The sequence below is a fragment of the Streptomyces sp. NPDC047042 genome, from assembly GCF_040644035.1.
Classification (GTDB): domain Bacteria; phylum Actinomycetota; class Actinomycetes; order Streptomycetales; family Streptomycetaceae; genus Streptomyces.
This window is the reverse complement of sequence record NZ_JBEYVP010000026.1, coordinates 103,806-128,269: the sequence shown is the minus strand read 5'-3', so window position 1 is coordinate 128,269 and position 24,464 is coordinate 103,806. Positions and strand designations below refer to the sequence as shown.

Annotated in this window: 7 protein-coding genes; 2 read left to right on the top strand and 5 right to left on the bottom strand. The window is 71.3% G+C overall.

Annotated elements, in window-relative coordinates; all coding sequences use genetic code 11:
• Positions 1 to 254 precede the first annotated feature (254 nt).
• The 5 genes from ABZ855_RS29005 to ABZ855_RS28985 all read right to left on the bottom strand — a co-directional run bounded on the left by ABZ855_RS29005 (position 255) and on the right by ABZ855_RS28985 (position 9,848).
• Positions 255 to 4,904, bottom strand: a complete 4,650-nt coding sequence (locus ABZ855_RS29005) for an FtsK/SpoIIIE domain-containing protein (protein ID WP_360811757.1) — start codon at positions 4,902 to 4,904, stop codon at positions 255 to 257.
• A 65-nt stretch (positions 4,905 to 4,969) separates the two neighbouring features.
• Positions 4,970 to 6,268, bottom strand: coding sequence for a hypothetical protein (locus tag ABZ855_RS29000; protein ID WP_360811755.1), 1,299 nt, complete (start codon positions 6,266 to 6,268; stop codon positions 4,970 to 4,972).
• 11 nt (positions 6,269 to 6,279) lie between these two features.
• Entirely contained in the window at positions 6,280 to 6,828 is a 549-nt protein-coding gene (locus tag ABZ855_RS28995) for a sigma-70 family RNA polymerase sigma factor (protein WP_360811753.1), read from the bottom strand.
• Positions 6,829 to 7,193: 365 nt separating this feature from the next.
• Positions 7,194 to 7,493 carry a hypothetical protein gene (locus tag ABZ855_RS28990; RefSeq protein ID WP_360811751.1) on the bottom strand — a complete coding sequence of 100 codons (300 nt, stop codon included), beginning with the start codon at positions 7,491 to 7,493 and terminating at the stop codon, positions 7,194 to 7,196.
• 102 nt (positions 7,494 to 7,595) lie between these two features.
• A complete protein-coding gene (locus ABZ855_RS28985) occupies positions 7,596 to 9,848 on the bottom strand; it encodes a hypothetical protein (RefSeq protein ID WP_360811749.1) in 2,253 nt (750 codons plus the stop codon).
• A 224-nt stretch (positions 9,849 to 10,072) separates the two neighbouring features.
• On the opposite strand from ABZ855_RS28985, the gene ABZ855_RS28980 reads away from it, so the two are divergent.
• Entirely contained in the window at positions 10,073 to 21,730 is an 11,658-nt protein-coding gene (locus ABZ855_RS28980) for an actin cross-linking domain-containing toxin (RefSeq protein WP_360811747.1), read from the top strand.
• Positions 21,727 to 24,417 carry a right-handed parallel beta-helix repeat-containing protein gene (locus tag ABZ855_RS28975; RefSeq protein WP_360811745.1) on the top strand — a complete coding sequence of 897 codons (2,691 nt, stop codon included), beginning with the start codon at positions 21,727 to 21,729 and terminating at the stop codon, positions 24,415 to 24,417. Before ABZ855_RS28980 ends, ABZ855_RS28975 begins: the two co-directional genes overlap by 4 nt.
• The last annotated feature ends 47 nt before the right edge of the window (positions 24,418 to 24,464 follow it).

The window sequence follows — 24,464 nt, the reverse complement described above, 5'->3', positions numbered from 1 at the left end:
GCGCGGAGGCGGTACGGGGGCTGCCGCAGGGGTTCCGGGCGAGGAGATGGTGCCCGGGAGTGTCTCCCGGCGGCGCCACCGGCCGCCCGGGGCCCGCTCACCGTGGTGGCGTTCGGTGCCGGGCGATCTCCGTGGCGGCCCACACGCCGGCCCCATGCTTCTGGATGTCGTACGGCTGCAGACCGCGCTGCCCGCAGCGGCACGCCATGACCCTGGCCGGTGCGAGCATCTTCCGGTGTTTCCGGGCGCAGATGTCAGGCGGCCCCGTCCGTTCCGTCCAGCACGGTTTCCGGGATCTGTACGTTGATCAGTTCCCCGGAGCGCGGGTCGACGGTGAGGCCACGGCCGGGTTTGCGGCCGCGCAGATGGGCGTGGCCCAGGCGGGCTCCGACGAAGTCGCCCTCCAGGATGCTCTGCGGGCCGAGGAGGACGCCCTTGCGGTGCCGCTTCAGGGCGCTGAGCCAGCCCATCGCACCGGTCATGGTCTCCGCGGTGGCCGCGCTGACGATGCCGATGCCGTGGTCCCTGCCGGACTGGGCCAGGGAGCGGAGGTTCTGGTCGATGTCCGGCAGGACGAAGAGGTCGGCGTCGTCCACCATCACCACCCGGGGTCCGCCACCGGCCTCCAGGGCGTCGGTGAACTCCTCGACCGTGGGATCCGTCGCGGTGACCAGTCGTACTCCCGGATGGTTCCCGAGGGCGCGCAGCGGCGACTCCCGGGGGGCGAGGATCACCAGGCGGGTGCCGGAGGCGAGCAGCGAGACGGCCAGTGCGGCCAGGGTGGTGCTGCGGCCGGAGCCGGGTGGGCCGGTGACGGAGAACGCCGGCGACGTGTCCGCGAAGTCGACGCCCACGGGCGACACGTCGTCGCCGCCGAGGCCCAACAGGCCCCACATGGGACGGCGCATTTCCTCCGCCATTTTCTCGTACGCGTCGGTGAAGGTCACCTTCACCGGCAGTGTGCCGATGCCCGCGGGTCGGCGGTCCGCGGGGAGCCCGGCGTCGCGGCGGGTCGCCTCGGCGCCGATCCCGCGCAGCGCCTCGGCCTGTTCCTGCCCGGTGGCGCCGGACGCGAGCAGGGCGACCTGGATCTCGGTGCCCGCGTCGGAGGTCCAGCCGCGGCCGGGCCGGATGAGGTCGGGGATGTCACGTGAGCGCTTGCCGACAGCGTGGTAGTCGGTGTGGTCGTTCAGCCGCAGCAGCAGCTTGTTGTCGTTGAGGGCGGTGGCCCGTCCGGACAGCAGGGCACGTTCGGAGGTGGCGACGACATGGATTCCCGCCGCGGCTCCCTCTCTCAGCAGCCGGTTGAGCTGCTCCACGAGCCGGCCGCCGTGGTGGTCGGCGACGGCCTCCAGCAGTGCGTCCCAGCCGTCGATGAACAGCATGACGTGGGCCGGGCGGGCCCCGGCGGCGACCAGTTCGCGCAGTTCGGTGAGGTTGCCGGCGTGCTGCCGGGTGAGGAGTTCCTGGCGTCGTTCCAGTTCCGCGTCGAGCCTGGCGAAGAGACGTTCGAGGCGTTCGATGTCGCCGCGTGGCACCACGGCGCCGCAGTGCGGGAGCACGCCGAGCGCCGTGAGGGCGCCGCCGGCGAAGTCGATGCCGTAGAGGTGGACGTCGGCGCTGGAGTGGGCCCGGGCCAGTGCTCCGGCCATGGTGCGCAGCACCTGGGAGCGGCCGGAGCGCGGGATGCCGATGACGTACAGGTGTCCGAACTCGGCGAAATCCAGCCGGACGGGGAGCTGGGCCTGGGCCTCGGGCAGGTCGGAGAGGGCCCAGGAGACCGGAGCGAGTCGGGCGCCGCCGGGCTCGTCGGGCTGGGGCAGGTCGTCGATCAGGATGCGCCCGTCGAGCGCGGGCAGCCAGGGGCTTGGCTGTGGGGCGCAGCCGGTGAGCTGTGCGGCCTCGGACAGCGCCTCGACCAGGGCGTTGAGGTCGGTGGGGACGTCGTCGGCCGCGGTCTCCGTGGCCATGTCCGTGTCCTGCTCGCTCTCGGGGGTGCCGGGCCGGCCCACGGCGCGGCCGAGGCGCTGCCACTGCAGGGTGGTCCCCCAGATCCTGTCCTCCTCGGCGGAGTGCCGTTCCTGGCGGGCCCTCGCCTCGGCGGACTGCCTCGCGCCGCTCAGGGGGGTGCCGGCGTAGGCGGTCTGGAAGGGAACGACCGTGCCGTGGCCGAGGCGGGCCAGGGCGCGGCCGGGGGTGGCCGGGGAGATGCTGACGGCGTCCTTGGTGTCGATGACGTCCTGGCTCTCCGAGGCGTCCGTGACGCGCAGCGCGATCCGCAGGTTGGTGTTGGCCCGGATGTCGGAGTTGACCACTCCGGCGGGGCGCTGGGTGGCCAGGATCAGATGGATCCCGAGGGAGCGGCCGCGCTGGGCGATGCTCACCAGGCCGGGGATGAAGTCGGGGATCTCCCGGTAGAGGGTGGCGAACTCGTCGATGACGATCACCAGCCGGGGCATGGGCGCCATGTCGGGGTTCCTTCGGCGCATGCCCAGATACTCGGGCAGGTCCTTGGCGCCGGCCTCGGCCAGGATGTGCTCGCGGCGGGTCAGTTCGGCCGCCAGTGAGGTGAGCGCCCGCTGGACCAGATGGCTGTCCAGGTCGGTGACCATGCCGAGGGTGTGCGGCAGGTCGACACAGTCCTTGAAGGCGCTGCCGCCCTTGTAGTCGACGAGGACGAAGGTGAGTTCGTCCGGCCGGTTGACGGCGGCGAGGGCGGCCACGAAGGTCTGCAGCAGTTCGGACTTGCCGGATCCGGTGGTGCCGGCGACGAGTCCGTGGGGGCCGTCCTTGACCAGGTCGAAGGCGACCGGGCCGTCGTATCCGGCGCCCAGCAGGACGCCGGTGGAGGCCGGGCGCCGCCCCCAGCGGGCGGCGATCGACTCGGCGTCCGGCTGCGGCAGCCCGAGCAGTTCCAGCAGTCCCACCTTGGTGGGCAGGCCCTCGGCGGCGTCCGGGGTCACGTCGCGGATCGGGGCGATGCCCCGGGCCACGCGCTCGCACCAGCCGGGCTCGACCAGGTCCGGGCGGATGCCGGTGATGTCGGGCTGTCCGGTGCGGCGGAGGGTGAGCCGGTGGTCCTCGTGGCGGACCACGGCGGTGCACTCCTCCGGCAGGAGTCGTTCGTCCTGGTCCAGACAGAGCGGGAAGATCCGGACCGCGGGGCCCTCCTTGAGGATCGACACCACACCGGGTACGTCCCGCAGGCGACGGGCGCCGTCCATCACGACCAGGACGTCGGGTTCGCTCAGCAGCGCCTTGCTCATGGTGGACTCGGCGGCCCGCTGCCGGGTGCGGAGAGCGGCGACGAGTTCGGCCACGCGGTTGGCGACCGTCTCGGGGTCGTTGCCGATCAGAGTGACGGCGCCGCCCCTGGTGCCGGGCAGGCCGTCGCGGGAGTGCGGCAGCCAGCGCGCCCAGTGCCAGGAATCCTCCGCACCCTTGTCGGTGAGAATGACGATCCGCAGGTCGCGTGGGGTGTGCAGGATCGCGGCCTGGGCGGTCATCCACCGGGCCAGCGCCTGCACCGGGCCGGGCGCGCCGGCCAGCCCGACCACGCCGCTCCCGACCAGGTCGATGCTGACCGGGGCGTCCGGGATCGTCCAGTGCACGGCAGTGTGGTTGTCCTCGCGGGCGGTGTCGTCGACGCCGAGCAGGGACAGCTGGGGGGCGGTGCCGATCCGCAGGGCCAGATGGTCCGGGTCGCCGCGGCGCCGCTCCCACAGGCGGCGCCCCGGGCCGACCGCCCACAGTCCGGCGACCGCCGGGTCGGGCGCGCTCTCGTTGCGCAACCGCCGCTCGGTGGCGACCTTCTGCCGGACGTCCTCCTCCAGCGAGGCGCGGCGCTGCCGGTAGACGCGGGACTTCTCCTCGTAGTCCCTGCGTGTCTGCCGGCGTCCGCTGATGTAGTTCGCCGCGATCAGCACCGGCGACATGAACGTGAAGATCAGATAGAAGTACGAGTTCAGGAACAGCATCATGGAGACGCCGAAGACCATCGGGGCGAGGCTCACCAGCAGCGGGATCGGCCTGCGGCCCGGCGGGTCGGGCGGGCCGGGCAGCCGGAACCGTTCGGGTGCCAGATGGGGCAGGATGCGCGGCGGCCGGTTGTAGTCCAGGCCGCCGCCTCCCTCGGACGGCACCACGGCGGCGTCCCGGACTGTCGGTGCGGCCAGCCGCAGCAGATACGCGCCGACGGACAGCTCCGCGCCGATGGCCCAGATCTGCCAGCCGTCCGGGAGTTCCGCGCCGCCGACGACCTCCTGGGGCGCCGCGTCCACGGCGTCCTCCTCATCCTGTTCCGCGAGGGGCAGCAGCGGGGAGTCGGTCCTGCCCCGGTGTTTCGGCGGTTCGGGTACGGACAGCCTGGCCGGGCCGTCCTCGCTCAGTTCCACGATGGCCGATCCGTCCGGGCGTACGGTCACTCGGATGCCGTCGCCCGGCATGCCCCGGCCCTCGAGGAGTACCGCCGAGTCCTCCAGCGGGCCGATGCCGTGGGTGCCGAGACCGAGCGGGTACACGCGTCCGGCGTCCGGGCCGCCCACCACCTGGAGTTCGACCAGCGGTGCGTGGTCCGCCCGGTGCGGCTGCGGCATGGCCTCGCGCTCGGGGCCGTAGGCGGTGGCGGCCGGTGGCGAGGGGGCGCCGAGGGCGACGACGCTGCCGTCCATGAGGGGAGTGGCCGCCAGCGGGGTGCCCGGGGCGAGGGGTTCGTCGCCCAGGTAGCAGGACGGGGCGGCCGTCGGCGCGGAGAGCGGGCCGTCGGCCTCGTCGGCGTCCCCGGCGCGCAGTCGGGCCAGGTGGGCGGCGATTTCCTCGACGGGGGTGCCGCCGGACGCGGTGAGCAGGACGTCCTGACGACCGGCAGGGTCGCCGCCGGCGACGGTGGTGATGAGGAGTTTCACGTCTCCCCTTGCGGGTGGTTCGAGGGCGGGTGGTTCTTGCGTACTGGGGCCGGTGCGCTCGCCGGTTACTCCTCCCGCGTGCCGGAGGAGGCCGCGGTGGTGCGTTCACGGGCGGCGGTCGGCTCGGCGAGGAGGTCCGATCCGGTGGCGGTCCGGGTGGGAACCGCGCCCTCCGGGGTGGCCTCCGCCGGCTCCCCTCGGGGAATCTCCGCTTCCTCCAGGAGCCGGGTCTCGTGAAGGCCTTCCTCCTGTTCTGGCAGCGGACGTTCCTTTTCGCGGAGTCGTCCCGGTACGGACGCGCCCCGGCGCAGTCGGCGGCGGTCGGCCCGGACGGCGGCGACGACGGCCCGGCCCAGTGGAGCCGAGTCCGCGTCGAGGCCGAGCTCCGGCGCGACCACCCGGCCGCGTCCGTCGATCCGGAGGGCCCAGGCGTGCCCGGCCGTCCGGCCGTCGACCAGGCAGACGACGGCACCGGAGGCGGCGAGCGCGCCCAGCCGCCGTGCCTGCTCCGGGCTGGGGGCGGCGCAGACGACCACGGTCATGTCGGGGCGGCCGGATTCCCCGATCTCACCGGAATCCCGGTCACCGTCCGCGGCCGCGGCCGCTGCCTCCAGTTCCCGCAGCGCCGTGTCGAGTCGCCGGCCCCGGTGCTGCGGATGGAGCCCGGCCGTGACAATGACACTGGCGCCGCTGCCGGGCCGGTCCAGCTGGGCCGCCATGGCCTGGAGCAGCCGGGACCGGGCGGCGGTGTCGCCCTCCACGGTGACCAGTCGTGGCCCGGCGGCAAGATCGAGGTGCACACAGGCGTCGTCCGCCATGCCGACGGCGACCGGCAGCGGCCGGACGTCCGCACCGGCAAGGGGCCCGGCCGTCGGCAGCGCGTGCTGCTCGTCCAGGGGCAGTTCCCAGCGCTGCGGGCCGCGTTCGGCGGCGGCCTCCCACGGGGCGGGTGGCTCGGGCAGTGAGCGTCCGGCGATCTGCACGGCGGCCCAGCCGGGTTCGAGCCGCACGGCATACGGCACGGCCCCGGGCGCGTCGGCCAGGGCCGCTCCCGCCGCGTCCAGCAGCCGTCGTACGAGCAGACCGCCCCGGGGGTCGGACAGCTGGCGGGTCAGGGCGCGCACACCACGGCGGTGGCGGCGGTAGGCGCGCAGGGGTTCACCGAACGCCCGCCGGGTGAGGGCCAGTTCACGGCCCAGGCGGCGCCGGAACCGCCGCCAGCCGCCTCGCTTGCGGATCATGTGCCGCAGCAGCAGCACGAGCAGCAGCAGCACGACGACGGCCACGATGAGGGCCGTGAGCAGCGAATCGCCGGGTTTTCCGAGCGCGATGACGACACCGTGCGTCGGATCGGGGCCTGTCACGGCCGACCCGGTCATGCCGCCGCCGGCGCGTACTCGGGGAGCCGGCGGCGCAGCTCCCGCATCGCGTGATGGGTCCGGGATTTCACGGTTCCCGCGGGTATGCCCAGGGCGTCGGCGGCATCGGGGCCGGTGCAGCCGAGGACGTAGACGTAGAAGAGGACCTCGCGGTGGGCGTGCGAGAGCCGGGAGAGGGCGTGGACCATCAAGCGGCGCTGGACGGCCTGGCTCATCGGATCCACGGGTTCCATGTGCTGGTCCAGGGTGTGTTCGTGCTGGATCTCGGTGTGCACTCGCTCGCGCCTCGACCAGTCGATCACCAGATTGTGCGCCACCCTCATCAGCCAGGCCCGGGACGGCGACCAGCCGGGCGGCTGGCTGCCGGTGTTCAACCAGGCTCGTACCAGGGTTTCCTGGACGAAGTCCTCGGCCCGCTGCCGGTCGCCCCGGATGAGGCTCGACACATAGCGCAGCAGGGGGCCGTGGTGCTCTTCGTAGAGCCTGCGGATCGATCCGTCGCCGGAGGGCGAGGCGCCGCCGGTGTCGGGATCGCTCCCGGTCACGGCGGTACTGGGCGTGGGCGTTCTCATAGTTCCCCCAGGACCGGCAGGGGACTTCGGGGCCGGTCCGATCGGGCGCCGCGGCGGCGGCGTGAGCTGGGCAGGGCTAAGCACGGGTACCCGGGGTGGACTCACGTTCATGAGTGGAATGTGAGGTTCCGCAGGGAGTCTATGAGCGGTTGCGAATGTTTCAAGACTTCCCAAGAAGACAATTTCCCTGGTAGGGAGTTCGGGGAGGCGACAGCCGCGCATTCCAGCGAAGGTCCGAAAACGCCGACAGGGGCGCCGGTCCGATGAGGACCGACACCCCTGGCCGAAGGGATGCCGACGGAGGGGGAGTTGGAGGTCGACATCCCTCGGGGGCGGGATCAGGTGGGGATGCCGCCGGCGATCTGCGAGTCGAGGTTGTTCACCGCTTTGCAGACGTCACGGAACTGCTTGGAGAACTGAGTGATATTGTTCACGGCCTCCGTCAACGACTTGTTGAAGTTGGCGTAGGAGGCCTGCATCTTCGGGCTGGTGGCTGTCAGCACCAGGCCGTCGTGGAGCAGGTTGTCGACCGCGGACTGCAGCGAGGTCAGCTGGGGGACGATGGTGTCGCTGACCGCGGACTCGAGCTTCTTCGAGGTGGCTTCGACATCCTCGTCGCTGATGATGTTCTTGGGCATGGTGGACCTCGTTCTCTTGTGTTCGGTGTGCGAGGGACCCGACGACGCCGCGCGGGCGCGCGCCGGGAACTTGGGGGTGGGGCGCCGGGCGCCCCACAGGACTCAGCGCCAGTTCTCTCCGAGGGTTCCGAGGGGCGGTTCGGCGCTGCCGCGTTCGTGCTGGGTGACGGACTCCCTGAGGTACCAGCCGCCGTTCTCGTCGCGCTGCCAGATCTCCTGGATCTCGTTGCTCGCGTCGGCGACGTAGCGGGTGCCGGAGTTCTCGTCGGTGACGACCTTGGTGACCGATCCGTCGGAGCCCGGGTAGTCGGTCCGGGTGACGCCCTCCTGCACCGTGGTCGTCCGCCCCGGAGCGGTGGAGCCGGCCGGGCGGCCGTCCGGGTCGACCACCGGCTTCTCCACGGTGAGGTAGGCCGGGGGCCGGTCCAGCCGCTGCTGGTCGTCCTCCTTGCCCGCCTCGGAGCTGAAGTACTGCTCCTTGTCCATGGTCAGCTCCCAGTCGCCGTCCGGGCGCTTGGTCCAGATCTGGAGGGTGTCCGTGCCCGTCTCGTCGGTGACGTAGCGCTTCATCCAGCCGTCGGGCGAGCCTTCCGGGTCGGAGTCCATGTAGACCTTGGTGACCGAGCCGTCGGAGCTTCGGATCGTCGTCACGGAGTCGCCGTCGCGGGACAGGGGGTGGTACGTCTCCGAGTACGACAGCCCGGTGTTCTTGTTGGTGACGGTGGTGGTCGTCTCGAGGGGGTCGCCGTTCTTGTCGACCTTGATCTCACCGTTCTCGTCGAGCTGGAACGACACCGTGGTGGTGCTGTTCTCGTCCTCCATGGTGTAGCCCGTGGGCACGTAGGCCTCGTCGGGCAGATCGTCCAGCTCACCGCGCATTCCCCTGAGCTGGCCGAGGTCCTCGTCCTTGTCGAAGTCCCGGTCGCGGATGCTGTCCTGCTCCTCGCCGAAGCGCTCCTGGAGGTCCTGCTGCTGTTGCTGAAGGGGGGTCTCCTCCTCGGTCAGCTCGTGCTGCGCGCCCTCGGTCTTCGCCTGGTCGTCCCACAGTTCCTTCTGGCGGTCCTGCAGGTCCCGCGACTCCTGGTCCAGGGGGTCGAGCCGGGTCTGAAGGTCGGCCCGGTCGGCGTCGAGGCCGTCCTGCTTCCCCTTCACGGCGTCCTCGACCTCCTTCTGGGTGGACTTCTCCAGGGCCCAGAGGTCCTTCTGCCTCGCCTGCAGTTCGTCCTGCCGCTCGGAGAGGGGCGCCTGGTCGCGGCTCAGCCTCTCGCGTGCGTCGTCGATGGCCCTCTGCCGCTCGTTCAGCGGGGCGAACGCCTTCTCCCCGTCCCGCTGTTCCTGCTCCAGGGCTTCCCACCGCGCCGAGAGCCCCTTGCCCTCGTTCTCCCACAGGGCGTCCCGTTCCCTGTCCAGGGCGTCCTGCTCGCGCTGCCAGGCGTCGAGCTCCGCCTGGGTGGCGTTGCCCCTGCGCAGCAGAGTTTCCCGCTCCCTCTGTAGGGCTTGCTGCTTCTCGTCAAGGGCATCCTGCTTGGCGTCGTAGGCCTTCTGCTCCTGCTCCAGGGCGTCGGCCTTCTTCTCGATCGCCGCGTTCTGCTCGGCGCGCAGGGCCTTCTCGTCCGCCCAGAGCCGCTGCTGCTCGCGCGTGAGTTCCTCCTGCCGCTCGGTCAGGGGCTCCTGCTTCAAGCGGAGGGCCTCGTACTCCTTGGCCAGTTCGTCCCGCTTCGCCTGGAGCTGTTCCTCGCGCCGGGCGAGGAGTTCCTTCTCCTCCTGCCAGAGCTGCCGTTGTCTGGCCTCGAGTTCGTCCTGCCGCTTCAGGAGGGGCTCGCGTTTCCTGGCCAGCTCCTCCTGCTTCCTGTTCAGCTCTTCCTGCTGCTTCTGCTGGGCCGCAGTGCGTTCGTCGAGCTTCTTGCGCTTCTCGGCCAGCGCGTCCTGGTCCTTCTTCAGACGGGCCTGCTGGATCTTGTAGCCGGCCTCCGACCTTCTGGCCAGCGCCTGGCGGCGCTTGCCGTCCAGCGTCTGCTTGCGAACCTCGTTGTGCCGGATGGCCTCGCTCCGGACCTGGGCGGTGACCTGCTGGGCGGCGCCGGCGGCCTGGGCGGCGTCCTGGTCGTAGAAGGCCTTGCCCGCCCTGTCGAGGAGATCCCCGAGGTCGGTCATGACCTGCCAGCCCTCCTTGAACGACTTCTTCCAGGCGCCGTAGAACTCCTCCAGCGCCTCGGCGGTCTCCCGGCGCGGGCCGATGTCCCCCGGGGCGAAGGTCTTGTCCGACTGGGAGGTGACGTCCAGTTCGTCGCGGAGGTGCCACAGATGACGTGCGAGGACGGTCATCAGGTCGTAGTCGTAGGAGACGCGCGCCATGTCCGCCGTCCCTCCCTCGAAGCGGTCGCTGCCGGGCGTGGGTGCCGAGCCGCTCTGTAGACGAGGACTCGGGCCCGGATGGTTCAAAGAGATTTCGTCCGCACCTCGCTGACCGGCGGAAACTGTGGCGTGCGCCACTTTCTTGAACTCTCGGAGCGCCGGGATACGTCTGCACTCGGTACCCCAAGTCCCGGTACCGCGTCCCGGACCGCCTGGAGGATTCGTTGGCCACCTCCGACGAGTGGAGCAGAGTCGGATTCACCGGCAATCCGGTGACGGGGAATCCGGGCGTCGTCGAGAACGTCACCAAGGAGCTGCGCGACCTCAGCGATCTTGCCGGACGGGTCAGCGGCGGCCTCGACACCCTGTTGGCCAAGGCGGAGGACGGCGGCTTCGAGGGCCGGACCGCGGACGCCCTGCGTACGTACGTCAAGAACGAGCTCAAGGTGTTCATGGCGAACATCAACCGCTCGTTCGACATGGCCGCCAACGCCACGGCTCGGTACGCCCGCGCCCTCGGGGACTCCCAGGACCGGGCAGAGAACGCCGCGGACACCGTGGCCGCGCTGGAGCGGGTCGGCGGTCAGCCGCTGCCCGAGAACGATCCGGAGCTGACCCGCGCCCGGGGCGAGGTGGACGCCGAGACGGACGTGATCCAGGCCGAGGGGAAGATCCTGGAGGACGCCCTGCACGAGGCGGCCCGGCTGGTGTCGCGGCCCGTGAAGAAGCCGAAGAAGAGCGCCTGGAAGCGCTTCGTGTCGACGTTCTTCAAGGTCCTGGAGATCGTCGCCCTGGTCATCACCCTCGTCGCGGCCATCATCGGCGGCCCGCTGGGCCTCCTCGCCTTCGGGCTGGGTCTGGTGCTCTTCGCCAAGGCCCTCGTCGACTACGCCTCGGGCAACGGCAACGCCCTCAGCCTCGGCCTCGCCTTCCTCGGCATTCTGTTCCCGTCGACGAAGGGCATCACCACCCTGGGCGGGCTGCTCCGGCTGGGCCTGTCGGGAGGGAAGGGCCTGGCAAGCGGCCTCTCCGCGGGCGGGCGCCTGTTGTTCCGGGGCGGCAGGGCACTGCTCAACTCCCCCGGCCGGCTCCTGTCGGGGGCCGGAATGGGCCTGGTCAAGTTCGGCGGGGGGCTCGCCGGCCGGGTGAGCGGCGGGTTCAGGGCGCTGCCCCGGGTGCTGCCCAAGGTGCCCGCGATGCTGGGATCGACCCTGAGGTTCATGGGCGGATTCGCCCGGGGCGTCTTCCGGCAGGGCAGGTCCGCGCTGACTCGCGACTTCGTCGAGTCCACCGCGTTCGTCGGCGGCAACACCGCCGCCCGGCTGGGCGTCTACACGATCATGAGCATGGGCAGGCTCGTCACCACGGCACTGCTGCCGATGAGGTACTCGGAGATCGCGCGGTTCGGCTACCGGGGCGCCTTCCGCATGGGCTTCATCGACCGGGGCATGCGCTTGGCTCCGCGGACGCTGCGCCCACTCGGCAGAACGGGTTCGTCGGCCGCGGATCTCGGGAACCTGACGGGCCGCGACCTCGACCGGGGCGGCACCCTGCGCCCGACCGGCACGAACACCGGCAGACTCGCCGTGCCCGGCACCCCGGAGTTCAACGAGATGCTCGACGAGCTGGCCGAGATCTCGGTGCATCCGGTGACGGCACCCCGTACGCCGGGGTTCAGCTCCCTGTCCGGCCCGGGCACCCCCCGGATGCCGGGCAGCCTGGACGACATGGGTGGCCGGCTCGACGACCTGCACATCCTCGACACGGTGGGCCTGCCGGTCGGCACGGCCCCCGGCGGGCAGCGGCTCGGCTTCCTCCCCCCGGTGAACCAACGCGTCGGGCTTCTCGACCTCACGAGCGGCCGCCTCGGTGGTGACCTGCCGCCCCCGCGCACCGCGCTCGACGAGCTGCGGGACCTCGACACGCTGACCGGCGTGGAGCGCACCCCGACCGGGCTGCTCACGCCGCTCCACAACCTGGCGGAGCTGAGCCTCGACGGCAGGCTCGGCGGGCTGAGCGAGTTCCAGGTGCGGCAGATCCTGGACGGCGAGATCGACCTGGTGAACGTCACCCCGGACGGGGTCGTCCTGCGGGTCGGGAAGACCGACCCGGTGGACGTCCGGGTGCGGTTGAAGGACGGCGTGAAGATCGAGGTCATCGGCCCGGCCGACCTCCGCGTCCCCACCTTGCGGTCGGTCGCCGGTACCGACCGCCTGGACGAGCTCGGCATCAAGCTCGACGACCTCACCCGGCTGCTCCCCGACACCGGCGACGGCTCCCGCACGGCACGCGAACTCCTGGGCCTGGGGCCGGTCGGGACGGACCTCGCCGCCCCGGTCACCAAGAGCCCCGCCCTCACCCCGCTCACCCTGCGGGACATCGTCACCGGCGGCGCCACCGGCAAGCTCGCCACGGACCGCTTCCAGGCCTGGATCCGCACCCAGTCCGCCCAGCTCCAACTGGACACCGCGGGGCGCAGGCTCAGCGACCTCACCGGGCAGGTCGACATTCCGCCACTGCGCCGCGCCCAGGCCGACCTGGATCTGAGCGCCGCGCAGGTCGGCTTCAACCGGTCGAGGATGGCGTTCGACCGGCTCGGCATGAACCTGGACACCGTCCGCCGCGACATCACGGTGATGATGACCCGCGTCGACGGCCCGGCCGCCGGCCTGCCCACCGGTGAACTGCGGCTGCTGGACGACCTGGGGCGGCCCACGGGTCAGTGGATCACCATGGAGCCCGGGCCGACTGTCAACTGGGTCCTCAAGCGGGACTCCGGGATCGTCCCCGACGTCAAAGTGACCGTGACCGACGGCGTCTTCACCCTCGCCCCGGCCGACGGCCTCGTCACCAGGATCGGTCTGGACGGCAGACCCCTGCTCTCGCCGTCCGTGCCGCAGGTCCACTGGCTGGTGCGGCAGGACGCGGACTTCTCGGCGACGGTGGGCAAGTCCGGTATGAAGACACGGCTGACCGAGGACGGTCTCGTACCGGTCAAGGTCGACGGCACCATCACACCGCTCCAGGCGGTGTCCACCGCCAATGCCAAGCTGTTCAAGGAGAACAGTCAGTTCACCGCGTTCTCCGTGCCCGGCGGTACCGGAAAGCCCTTCGGGGACAAAGAGATCGGGCTCGATCTCGTCTCCCTCACCAATGACATCACAGCCGGTGCGGACACCCTCAAAGGCGTGCGGATCCTGTCAAACTCCGAACTGCAGCAGGAGATCCTCAAGGAGATCCGGTTCGCCGTCGGGGACTCGACTCTGGAGATCCCGTCGAAGTTCACCCACCTGACGAAGAACGACGACATCAAGAAATTCCTCGCCGAGTACAACGTGCCGAAGAAGTTGGGCGCATCGGTCACGACGGACATCAAGACGCTGCTGCAGGTGCGCCGGGACAACACCTGGCTCGTGCAGGGGACCATTCCGAAGAAGTATCTGACGGACACCTATCCGACCGTCGAATCGCCGCAGCGCGTACCGGCCGCCCCGACCACCACCGCACCGGTCACCGCGCCCACGGACCTGCTGGAGTCCGCAGGCCGGACCTCCGGTTTCGGGCTCCCTCCTGTGGAGAGTCCCCAGTTGGTCGTCAGGACGGACGACTTCTTCATGTCGAACGTCGACCTGGAGCAGTTGCACGGCGTGAAGCTCATCCGGCAGGACGACTTCCACGCGGTGGAGGTCGACGCCAAGGGCCTGCGCAAGTCGCACTTCGATCCCGACCTCGGAATGGTCCCGGCCAATCCGGACGGCAGGACCACCGCCTTCCAGCATGTGGCGGGTGCCGAGATCGCGGAGCGGAAGAGCAACAGTCCCTTCACCTCGTTCGCCGTGGCCGGCGGCGAGAAGGTGTACGGCGACACGGAGTTCGCCCTCGACGTCTACAAGCTGGGGCTGGACATCAAGGCCGGGAAGCTGGAGAACGTGGGAATTCTCCCGGCCCGGGATCTCCAGCAACTGATCGGCGACCAGATCGAGCGGACCATCGGGAAGCGGCTCGATTTCTCGGGCCTCACCGGGAACAGTTCCCGCAACGACGTCATCGATTTCCTCAAGAAGAACGACGTCAATGTCGTGGGCCGGGGCGGCAAGGACGCGATCGGCAAGGTCGCCGGAGACGTCCGCGTTCTGCTGAACACCACCCGTGACCAGGAATGGCTGATCAAGGGCACCATTCCCCGCAGTTATCTGGAGGGTCCGTACGCCCGGGTCCGGCCCGAAGCCGCCGGCGACCTCCGGTTGTCGGACACGTTCAAGGCGGACTTCGAGGTGAAGGCCGTCTCCGTCGAGTGGCGTCATCCGGCCGGCATGAACTCCGGTCGGCTGCTGGAGCCGCGCGTCGGTGAGCTGGGGCTGCTGGACGACCTGGGGCGGCCCACCGGTCGGTGGGTCACCATGGAGCCCGGAGAGACCGTCGACTGGGTCCTCAGGACGGACTCCGGGATCGTCCCCGACGTCCGGGTCGACCTGGCCGACGGCGTCTTCACCCTCACCACGCCCGACGGGATCGGGGCCAGGTTCGGCGGGGACGGCCGGCCGACGGGCCTCGGCGACCAGGGACCGGTCTCCGTCCCGGGCGTCGACGCCAACTCCCTCCGGCTGGACCGCTTCGACACTCCCGCGCCCCGCGTCGAGACCGTGCTGCTGGATCCTCAGCAGGTCACGGGCCTACCGAGCCTACGGATGGAATGGCAGCGGACCCCGCTGGACGACGGCGCGTTCGCGTTCACCGACCGGGCCGGGGGCATGCGCCTGGTCTTCGACGCGGACGAGGTCCTTCAGTTCCGTGACATCCGGTTCCCCGGTGCGGACGGCTTCCTCCGCTTCGAGGCCGAACCAGGGCCGGGCGCGCTTCCCCGGGTGGTCGGCACGGACGGACTGCCGGTGCCCGACGGCGTGGTGATCGAGCCGGTCAGGGGCGCGCTGAACGTGGTCACCGGTGTGCGGGTCCAGTCACTGGAGGGGGCCTGGACCGGCCGCTTCGACCTGGACGGTACGCGGCTGTCCGAACAGTTGACGCTGTCCGGCCCCGTCGGCGGCCCGCTGACCGGGGCCCGGCTGACCACGACCTTCACCCGGCTGCCGGGCGGCGGAACGACACCGGCGTACCGGCTGGCAGTGCCGGGGCCGGGCGAGGGCGCCTTCTCCGTCGTACGGCTGGACGGGGAGTTGGCGCAGCGGCTGCCGGGCGGGTTCGCGATGACCGACCCGACCGGCGCTCGGCTCGTCTTCGACCGGGACGGCCATTTCGTGGACCTTCCGGCGGACGAGGCCGCGTCCACCCGGCTGGATGTGTCCGGGTCGGTGGTGCCGGAGACGAGCGTGGGCCCGGTGACAGCCCTCGACGGTCTCGGCGGCCCTGTGCCGGAGCGGCTCCCGCTCACCGACGTCCCCGGGAACAGCGTTCTGGACGACGTCGCCGGCGATCTCACCGGAACGGTTCCGGCCGGCGAGCACATGCCCCTGGAAGGCCCGGCGGTCCCGGCTCCGCCGCCGGTCGCTCCCCCGCCGGCTCCTGCCCCGCCCCGCGTACCCCCGCCCCCGGTTTCCACCGCCGCTCCCACCGTGAACCTGCCCCGGACGCCCGTGCCCGCGCGGCCCGCGCGGGCCGTGGCGCCGGGATTCGAGTCGTCCTTCCCGGCCCCTTCCATCGGCACCGAGAGCGAACTCGGCGGGTTCGTCGTCGCCCTCCCGGGGAGCGCGGACAGAACCTTCGCCTTCGTGTCGAAGGTCGACACCGACGAACCCCTGCTCATGGTCACGAAGGACATGGGTACGGGCGGATACACCAACCCCGCGCGCCTCCCGATGGCCCAGCACGGGAACTGGCAGACGCACACCGTGGAGCTGATCACCTATCCCTCACGGCTGGGCGACCAGGTGGCGATCGGTGCCCGCAACGACGCCACCCAATGGCTGCTCGACGTCTTCAAGGACCGGCTCGGCGTCCACAACCACCAGCCGCTCGAGTCGATGATCAGCCCCGACGGCCTCTACAGGTTGCAGGTGACGAGCGACCGGCACGTCATCGCGGCCGGGAACGGACTGGAACTCGAGGGACTGCCCTCGGTCTCCATGCCGACGACCCAGCAGCAGGCGACGATCGGTATCAGGGCCGTGGACTTCGGCACCCGTGCCACGCCCGAGCTGAGACTGCTGGCGGACCACGCCCACTGGTACAAGCCCGCTTTCCGCGATGACGACGCCCTGCGGACGGCGCTCGTGCGGGAGACGCTCGACGCGCCCGAGCGGGTGGAGCACGCGTACACGTACACGAAGTCCGTCATCGAGTTCACCTCCGGCCTGGTGAACAGACACGGCATCCCCATCGAGGACTGGGCCGGCGCGCCGCCGTACCACGGGCTGACCCATCCGGCGGTGAAGAACGAGTGGAAGGTGCTGCCCCGGACCAGGCCGAGCCTCGTCCTCGACTCCCTGTCCCCCGGTGACCGCGCCGTGACGCTGAGGCTCCTCCGTGAGACCCCCGCCATCGGTGACGAGTCCATCTGGACGGCCGCCAGACAGTACATCCTGAACGGCAACGAGGTGGCCGGACGTGGTATCAACAACGCCACTGTCGGCGGGGAGCGAGCCCTGCTGTTCGAGTTCCGGACCCTCCCGGACGAGCTGAAGGGCTTCGTACCGCAGGAGAAGGCCCCTGTCTCCCTGGTGACCGACCCCTTGGCGGAGCTGGGCGGGAACCGGGCGATCGCGGTCAGGAAGATCAACGCTTTCGTCTCCGGGCCGGAGAACAGGGATGCCTTCGCCGACTGGTACCGCGCGGAGTTCCCCCGGGACCCCGACGCCGGGCGGACCTACCGGAACAGGACCACCGACGAGATCCTCAGGATGGCGGCGGCCCGCCACAAGGCCGAGTGGATCGCCGCCCGGCATCCGCAGACGTGGGAGGACATCACCGCGAGGACCCCCCTCGCCGTCAGGCCACCCGCTTCAGCCGTCCCCGCCGCCCCACCGGTGGCGCCGCATGTCGCAGCAGGACCGCTGCCCGGGGAACTGGGGCGGCCGGTGGCCGGCGCGCTGGTCGGCGGCCCGGACGTGCCCGTCGTCGACCTGCCGCGGATCACACAGGGGCCGGTCTCGGACCTGAGTGGCCCCGGCGTCCCGGGGCAGTTCCTCGACTCCCCGGTCCCGCCGGTCTCCTCGGTGCGGGAGATACCCCTGTCCGGGCCGGCCGATGTGACGGGGCTGCGGCTGCGCGTCACGGAGGTCGCGGCGACCGACACCGTCCCGGCTTCGGTCCGGATCGAGATGGTGGACCTCACCGCACAGGGGGGCCCGGTGCGCCTGCCGGACGTCCCGGTCACCGTGCGCGAGGGCGGCGGCTTCACCGCGACCGGTCCGCAGGGCGGTGTGCGCTGGCAGTTCGACTCCCTGGGCCGGCTGGAGCACCGGGAAGTACCGCTGTCCGGCACCGACTTCGCCCTGCGGTTCACCGACGAAGCGCTCAACCCGATGACGGTGGTCGGCCGGGACGGGGTGCCCGTACCGGGTGCGGCGGCCACGCCGGTCCGGAACACGACCGGTGCGCTGAGCGAACTGACCGTGCGGGTGCCCCTGCCGGGCACAGACGGTCTCACGGCGGTGTGGCGGTTCGAACCCGGTGGTCTGCTGCGTCAGCAGGAGCTGCCGATCGCACTGCCCGGCCTCGACGGGCCGGGCGGCCTGGGGATCAAGGTGACGGTCACACCGGGCGCGGGCGGCGCCACGACCAGGGTGGTCGAACTGACCGGCCCGCAGCATCTCACCGGCGCCCTCCGGCTCACCCCGGTGGACAGCGCGCTCGCCGGACGCCTGCCGAACGGCTTCACGGTGACCGACACGATCACCCACAGCCGCTTCCACTTCGACGCGGACCACCGCCTCGTCCTCCGTGACCTTCCGGACCCGGACGGCCCCGGATTCCTGCGCTTCACCGAGGACGCCGCACCCGGCACCGCACCGGTCCGCCTCGACGACCTCGGCGACCTCGGCGACCTCCCCGAGGGCAGCGCCCTGGACAACGCGGCCCAGATCGTCATCCGTACGCTCGACGACGCGACCGCGCCGCCGAACAGGTTCAGCCTGCGCCCGGAGTCGCTGGACGACCAGGTGCGGCAGCTGACCGGACAGACCTGGCACACGCTGCGGCAGCACGCCGTCACCGTACTCGGCGACTATCTCGACCGGCCGCCGGCAACCCGCCTCGACGACCTCCGGTCCCTGACCGTGGCCCGGGGCGTCGACGCCCGGCCGATCGGCGACCTCACCGTCACGCCGACGCCGCACGGCGGGCCCGGCGGCAGCCGCTTCACCGTGCACCACACCCCGTCGGACGTGACGCTGGGCTTCGACGCGAACCGCCGACTGGTCTACCAGGAGGTGTTCCTGCGAGGTGGACCGAGCGATCTGGACGGGCTGAAGCTGGGGGTCACCGGCCGGTCGGCGGACGGCGGTCCGTGGACGCCCGCCTCGGTCGACTTCGTCGGCACCCGTCCGGCCGACGACCTCTTCACGGTCGCCCCGAGCACCGACCTGCCCGGCGGCCTCACCCTCACCGACGCGGCCGGCACCACGCACTGGCACTACGGCCCCGACGGCGTGCACGCGCTCCGGGACGTCCAACTCCCCGGGGGCCGGGGCATTCTCCGCGTCGACGCCGACGGCGTACCCCAACTGCGGGACCCGGCGGGCGGTCGACGTCCGGATTTCCGTGCCGAGTTCCTCGACGACGGCCGGACCGCCCTGGTCCCCACCGGCAAGGGCGCCCAGCCGCTGGAGCGGATGGTGTTCGACCGGGCGGGCAGCCTGGTGGAGGAGAACATCGCCGTACGGGTCAAGGGCGGCAAGGTCAACGGGCAGTACTGGAAGATCGACCACGCCGCCGGCAAGGCCGTACGGCTCGACTCCTCGGGCAATCCACTCACCGGACGCTTCGACACGGCCAAGGTGGAGAAGTCGGCCACCGGTCAGTTCAAGCTGACCGGCGAGGGCAAGGTGAACCTGTTCGAGCGGGAGGTCCTCGGCAACGGCCATGTCCTCCACCTCGACCTCGACCGGTTCGGCCGGGCCCGCTGGACCGAGTTCGACAAGGCCGGGAACAGGCTGCGGGCCGGGGAGCGGATCTTCGACAGCGACCGCAGAACCTTCCACGACACTCTCCCGTACCGCTGGGCGCCGGTGGACATCCTCGACGTCCGCACGTACACCAAAGCCCTCGACGGCGGGATGATCCGCGCCGAGAAGAACGTGAAGGGCGACTGGGTCTGGACGCGTTTCGACAAGGACGGCACCGAGGCGCTGCACGGCACCCGCGACTGGACCTGGACCCGCATCGGCTACAAGGACAGGTATCTCGATCCGGCCACCGGGCAGCGGGTTGTCGCCCAACGGCGTGGTGACGTATGGCCGTTGAACGGCTATCACGGATCCCGTCAGTACCTGGAGCACCCGATGCTGTCCGGGCCCGCCCCCGCCGGGATGCGGACCAACCCCGTGGTGCACACCGCGGTCGGCCCGAACAACAAGCCGATCGACTTCGTCGACGAACTCACCGACGAGGTCGCCCAGCTCGCCGACGGCGGCAGCCTGCACGTCGTCCGGATCTCCGACCAGCGCATCCCGGCGGCGTTCTGGCACCCGCGCGCGGGTCAGGGCCGGTTCGACGGGTTCTTCCGGAACTTCATCACCGGCGACTCCATGTTCCAGGTGTCCAAGTGGACGGAGACCGCCGCCGACGGCACCACACTGCGCGGTGTGCGCCTGGTCTCGCACGCCGGCCGCAACTGGCAGGACATCGACCGGTACGGCCGTGTCGTCCGCGAGGTGCGCACGCTGGAGAACGGCAACGTCATCGAGGTGGGCCGCAGCGCCGTCGACCCCAAGCAGTGGGCCCCGGCCCCGAAGTGGAACGGCACGGCTGACTCGTACGAACTGCCCTGGCGGGACACCAGGACCGGTACGACCGGCATCCGGCATGTCTCCCCCGACGGCGATTTCGTGGACGTGTTCAAGAACGCGGACGGCGACGAGCTGCTGTCCATGCGCTCCCAGGGCACCGGTGTACGCGAGTACCTCGCCGAGAACCCGGCGCGCGGTATCGGCGCCGACGACATGTCCGGGGTGTGGGTGGACAAGAACACCCAGCTCCAGATCACCGGCCGGCGCGACCACTGGGGCGAGCTGTACGTCGAGGCGCACGGCGACCCCCGCAAGGACCACTGGACCTGGAAGGCCACCGGCCCCGACGGCGAGGCCACCGAGGGCATCCGTGTCCAGAACCGCGGCTCGCTGGTGCACACCCGTACCTGGGACGACTCGTTCATCGACTTCGAGAGGTCGGCCGGCGGCAAGCGGGGCGACGCGATCCGGGAGCGCAACGCCACCGGCGACGGCTCCGTCTGGGTCGACGCCACCCGCAGGTCAGACGGCACCTGGTCCTGGCAGAAGATCCACGCCGACGGCACGGTCGAGTCCAAGGGCGTGCGCACCTACCAGGACCTGGCCAAGGGCCGCTGGTCCGACCACATCGGTACCGACGTCGTACGGTTCCGCGACGGCGGCCGGGTCCGCGAGTACGCGTACACCGTGAACGAGCCGGCCGTCGCACCGCCCGTGGACACCGGCCGCGTCACCCTGTCCGATCTCCTCGCCCGGTCCGCGCGCCACTTCGAGCCTGATGTGTCGGCCACCGTGAACCGTGAGGTCTGGCAGGAGTTCGACATGGGCAAGGTGGTCCACCGCCGGGATCCGGTGGAGGGTGTCGAGGGCCGCTTCCGGGAGTCGGAGTCGCTGTGGAACCAGTGGCGCGAGTACCAGGACGGCCGGCTGGTGGCCCAGCGCACCATCACCGGTCGGGTCTGGGGCACCGACGCCTTCGGCCGCTGGTCGAACTTCGACATCGCCAAGCTGCCCGAGATCAGCAGCCTGCCCAGGATCGGCGGCGAGGTGGGCCTGGACGGGCACCGCACCTGGCGGCTCCTCGGACGCGAGGTCGACTTCCGCGGCTACACCACCGAACTGCGTGGCTACAACCGTGAGTTCCGCGATGTGTTCCAGGAGATCTGGACCGGCGTCGAGGACGGCTCCTCGGCGGCCATGCCCATGTGGCGGCACCAGATCCGCAAGGCCGTCACCGACTTCACCATGGGCTATCTGATCGAGTTCGGCACCAGTTTCGCCGTGTCCGCCATCACCGCGGACATCGGCAACACCAAGTTCGACCTGACGACGGCCCTGCAACGGGCCGCTCTCAACGGCGCCATCGGCGGCGGCATCCGCGTCGGCGTCAACGTCGCCTACGACACCACACGCCTCGGCTACCTCAAGTACGGGCTGACCAACCTCGACCAGGGCCAGGACTGGCACCGCCACCCGCTCGCCTCGAACGACGACTGGGACGGCGAGTGGACCGTGTTCGAGAATCCCACCCGCTGGCGCTCCGGCTCGTACGACTTCTTCAGCAACCTGGGCGTCGGTGTGCTCACCGGTTTCGTCAACGGCGCGGTCAACGCGGCCGTGTTCGGGGTGAACGGGCAGAAACTCACCGGCGCCGATGCCCTCGAGGCCGGTGCCTGGGGCGCGGCGAGCTCGGCCTTCGCGGGCATCACCAGCGGACTGCTGCGCTACACCGTGCACGCCACCGCGGGCTCGCGGCTCTTCCACCGAGGCGGCCCCGGCGAGCTGATCTGGCAGGCCGCCGAGGCACTGGGCGCCGGCACCCTCAACTACAAGCTCAACAACCAGGGTGCCGACATCCAGCCGACCCGTGCCTTCCCGCCCCCGGACAGCAAGCCCGCCACGCCGGCCTCGGCGTCCTCGCCACCGCAGCGGTTGACCATCGACCCGGTCTCCCTCCCCGACGGAACGGAACTCCTGTGACCCCCACTTCCACCGTGCACCGGGTCGCTCCCAAGGGACGCGGCGCCCACCGCAGCATCACATCGGCCGTGCGCGCCGCCCGCGACGGCGACGAGATCCGTATCGCCCCCGGCGAGTACGTCGAGCAACTGGTCCTCGACCGTACGGTGCGCCTGCTGCCGGAGGGGGGCCCGGAGCACTCCGTACGGGTGCTGGCCGCGTCCCCCGGGCGGCCCGTGCTGGAGATCGCCGCCCGGGACGTTCGGGTCGAGGGCCTCGCCCTGATCGGGCAGGACCCTGGGATGCCCGCCGTGCTGGTGGACTCCGGGGGTCTGGAGCTGGACGCCTGTGACGTCTCCCGAGGGCGCGTCGAGGTGGGCGGGGACGCGTCGCTGACGCTGACGCACTGCCGGGTCTTCGACGCGCGGCTGGCCGGGGTGCACGTCAACACCACGGGCTCGGCGCGGCTGACGCGGGTCGTGGTCGAGGACGTCGACGGGACCGGTGTCGTCGTCGGCTCCCGAGGGGAGGCCGAGGCGACCGAGCTGACGATACGGCGGGTCACCGGGTCGGGGCTCCGCGTCCGGGGAGGCGCCAGGGCGCTCCTGCGCGAGTGCCGGATCTCCGCTCCCGGCCGCAGCGGGCTGCTGGTGGAGGACGCGGCGACTCTCACCGCGCTGGACTGCCGGGTGGAGGAGACGGCCGGCGAGGGCATACGGGTACTCGGCAGTTCACGGCGTCCGGAGAACCGGGCGAGTGAGGACCGGGAGAACGCGTACGGCGGAGTCCTGCTCACCCGCTGCGAGGTCCTGCGCACCGGCACGGACGGGGTCGCCGTCTCCGGCACCGGGGACGTTCTGCTGGTCAACTGCCGTCTGCGGGACGGCTCGGGGCCCGGGGTGAGCGCGGACGGCGAGAGCCGCGTGGAGCTGGTGGACTGCCAGGTCGACCGGGCGCACGGTTCGGGTCTGGTGGCCCGGGGCACCGCCCGGCTCACCGCCGAGGGCACGTCGGTGACCGGCAGCCGGGCCAACGGTCTGCTGGCGGGCGACCGTTCCGAGGTCCGCATGGCCGCCGGCGACGTGACGGAGTGCTCGTTCAGCGCGGTGCACGCCTGCGACGACTCCCGGGTGACGCTCACGTCGTGCCGTATCGCGTCCACGGCGGAGCACGGCATCCGGGCCACCGACCGCGCCGGCCTCACGGTCGAGGGCGGCCGCATCACGGACTGCGGACTGACCGGGGTGCGGATCGACAACGCGGCCGACGCCCGGATGCGCGGGCTTTCCGTGCTGCGCGGCCTGGCCGGCATCACCACCGAGTCGACCGGGACGGTAATCCTGGAGGAGTGCGACGTCACGGGCGCCGAGCGGGCCGGGATCTCCTGCGGCACCGGGACGGCCCCGGTGCTGCGGGACTGCCGGATCAGCGGTACGGGCACCGCCGGTCTGGTGATCGGGGAGCGCGCCACACCCAGCGTCGACGGCTGCACGGTGCGGGACGCCGCGGGCTCCGGCCTGGTGGTGGGCCCGGGGGCCGAACCCCGGGTCAGGTCCGTCACGGTGGCCCGGACCGGCAAGAACAGCCTGTTCGTGGGTGAGAAGGCCCGCGGCACCTTCGAGGACTGTGTCTTCGCCGGGGCGGGCAGCGACGGCGCGGCCTTCCCCGCGCTGCATGTGTCGGCCGGCGGCGCACCCGCCCTGCGCGGGTGTCTGGTCCGGGACTCCGAGGAGGACGTGGCCCTGGAGAGGGGCGCCCGGCCGGTGTTCGACGACTGCGTCTCACGGGACGTGAAGAACCCGTACCTGCCCACCGGCGCGGAGCAGTCCCTGGGGGCCGCGGGCAGCCCGGGACCGGACCCGCAGACCACCGCGCGGGAGACCGAGGCGCCCCCCGAGGACACCCTCGAGGACCTGCTCGCCGAACTCGACGGCCTCGCCGGACTGGACCGCGTCAAGCAGGACGTCTCGTCCCTGGTGAAGCTGATGCGGATGGTGCGCCGCCGCGAGGAGATGGGCCTGGCCCCGCCCCCGCTCAGCCGCCACCTCGTCTTCACCGGCAACCCGGGCACCGGAAAGACCACCGTCGCCCGGCTGTACGGCCGCATCCTGGCCGCCGTCGGCCTGCTGGAGCGCGGCCATCTGGTCGAGGCCGACCGCTCCGCCCTGGTCGGCGAGTACGTCGGCCACACCGGCCCGAAGACCGCACGGGTCTTCCAGCAGGCCCGGGGCGGGGTGCTGTTCATCGACGAGGCGTACTCCCTCACCCAGTACGCCGGTTCGAACGACTTCGGCCAGGAGGCGATCGCCACCCTGCTGAAGCTGATGGAGGACCATCGCGACGACGTGGTGGTGATCGTCGCCGGATACCTCAAGGAGATGGAGGCGTTCGTCCGCTCCAACCCCGGTCTGGCCTCGCGCTTCAACCGCACCCTGCTCTTCGAGGACTACGGCAGCGCCGAGCTGGTCAGCATCGTGGAGCACCAGGCCGCACAGCACCAGTACGAACTCGGCCCCGAGGCCCGTGAGGTGCTGACCGCGCGCTTCGACGCGATGCCCCGGGACCGCGGGTTCGGCAACGGCCGTACCGCGCGCCAGCTGTTCCAGGCCATGACGGAACGTCAGGCGTACCGCGTCGCCGAGCTGCCGGACGTCTCGGAGTCCGACGTGATGACGCTGATGCCACAGGACATCCCGCAGACGCCGTGAGCGCGACCCCCAGCACCCACAGCACCCGACCCTTTAAGGACCGACGT

Excerpts from the sequence above, each read along its gene's own strand:
- ABZ855_RS28990 (WP_360811751.1), bottom strand. The coding sequence starts at position 7,493 with ATGCCCAAGAACATCATCAGCGACGAGGATGTCGAAGCCACCTCGAAG.
- ABZ855_RS28985 (WP_360811749.1), bottom strand. The coding sequence starts at position 9,848 with ATGGCGCGCGTCTCCTACGACTACGACCTGATGACCGTCCTCGCACGT.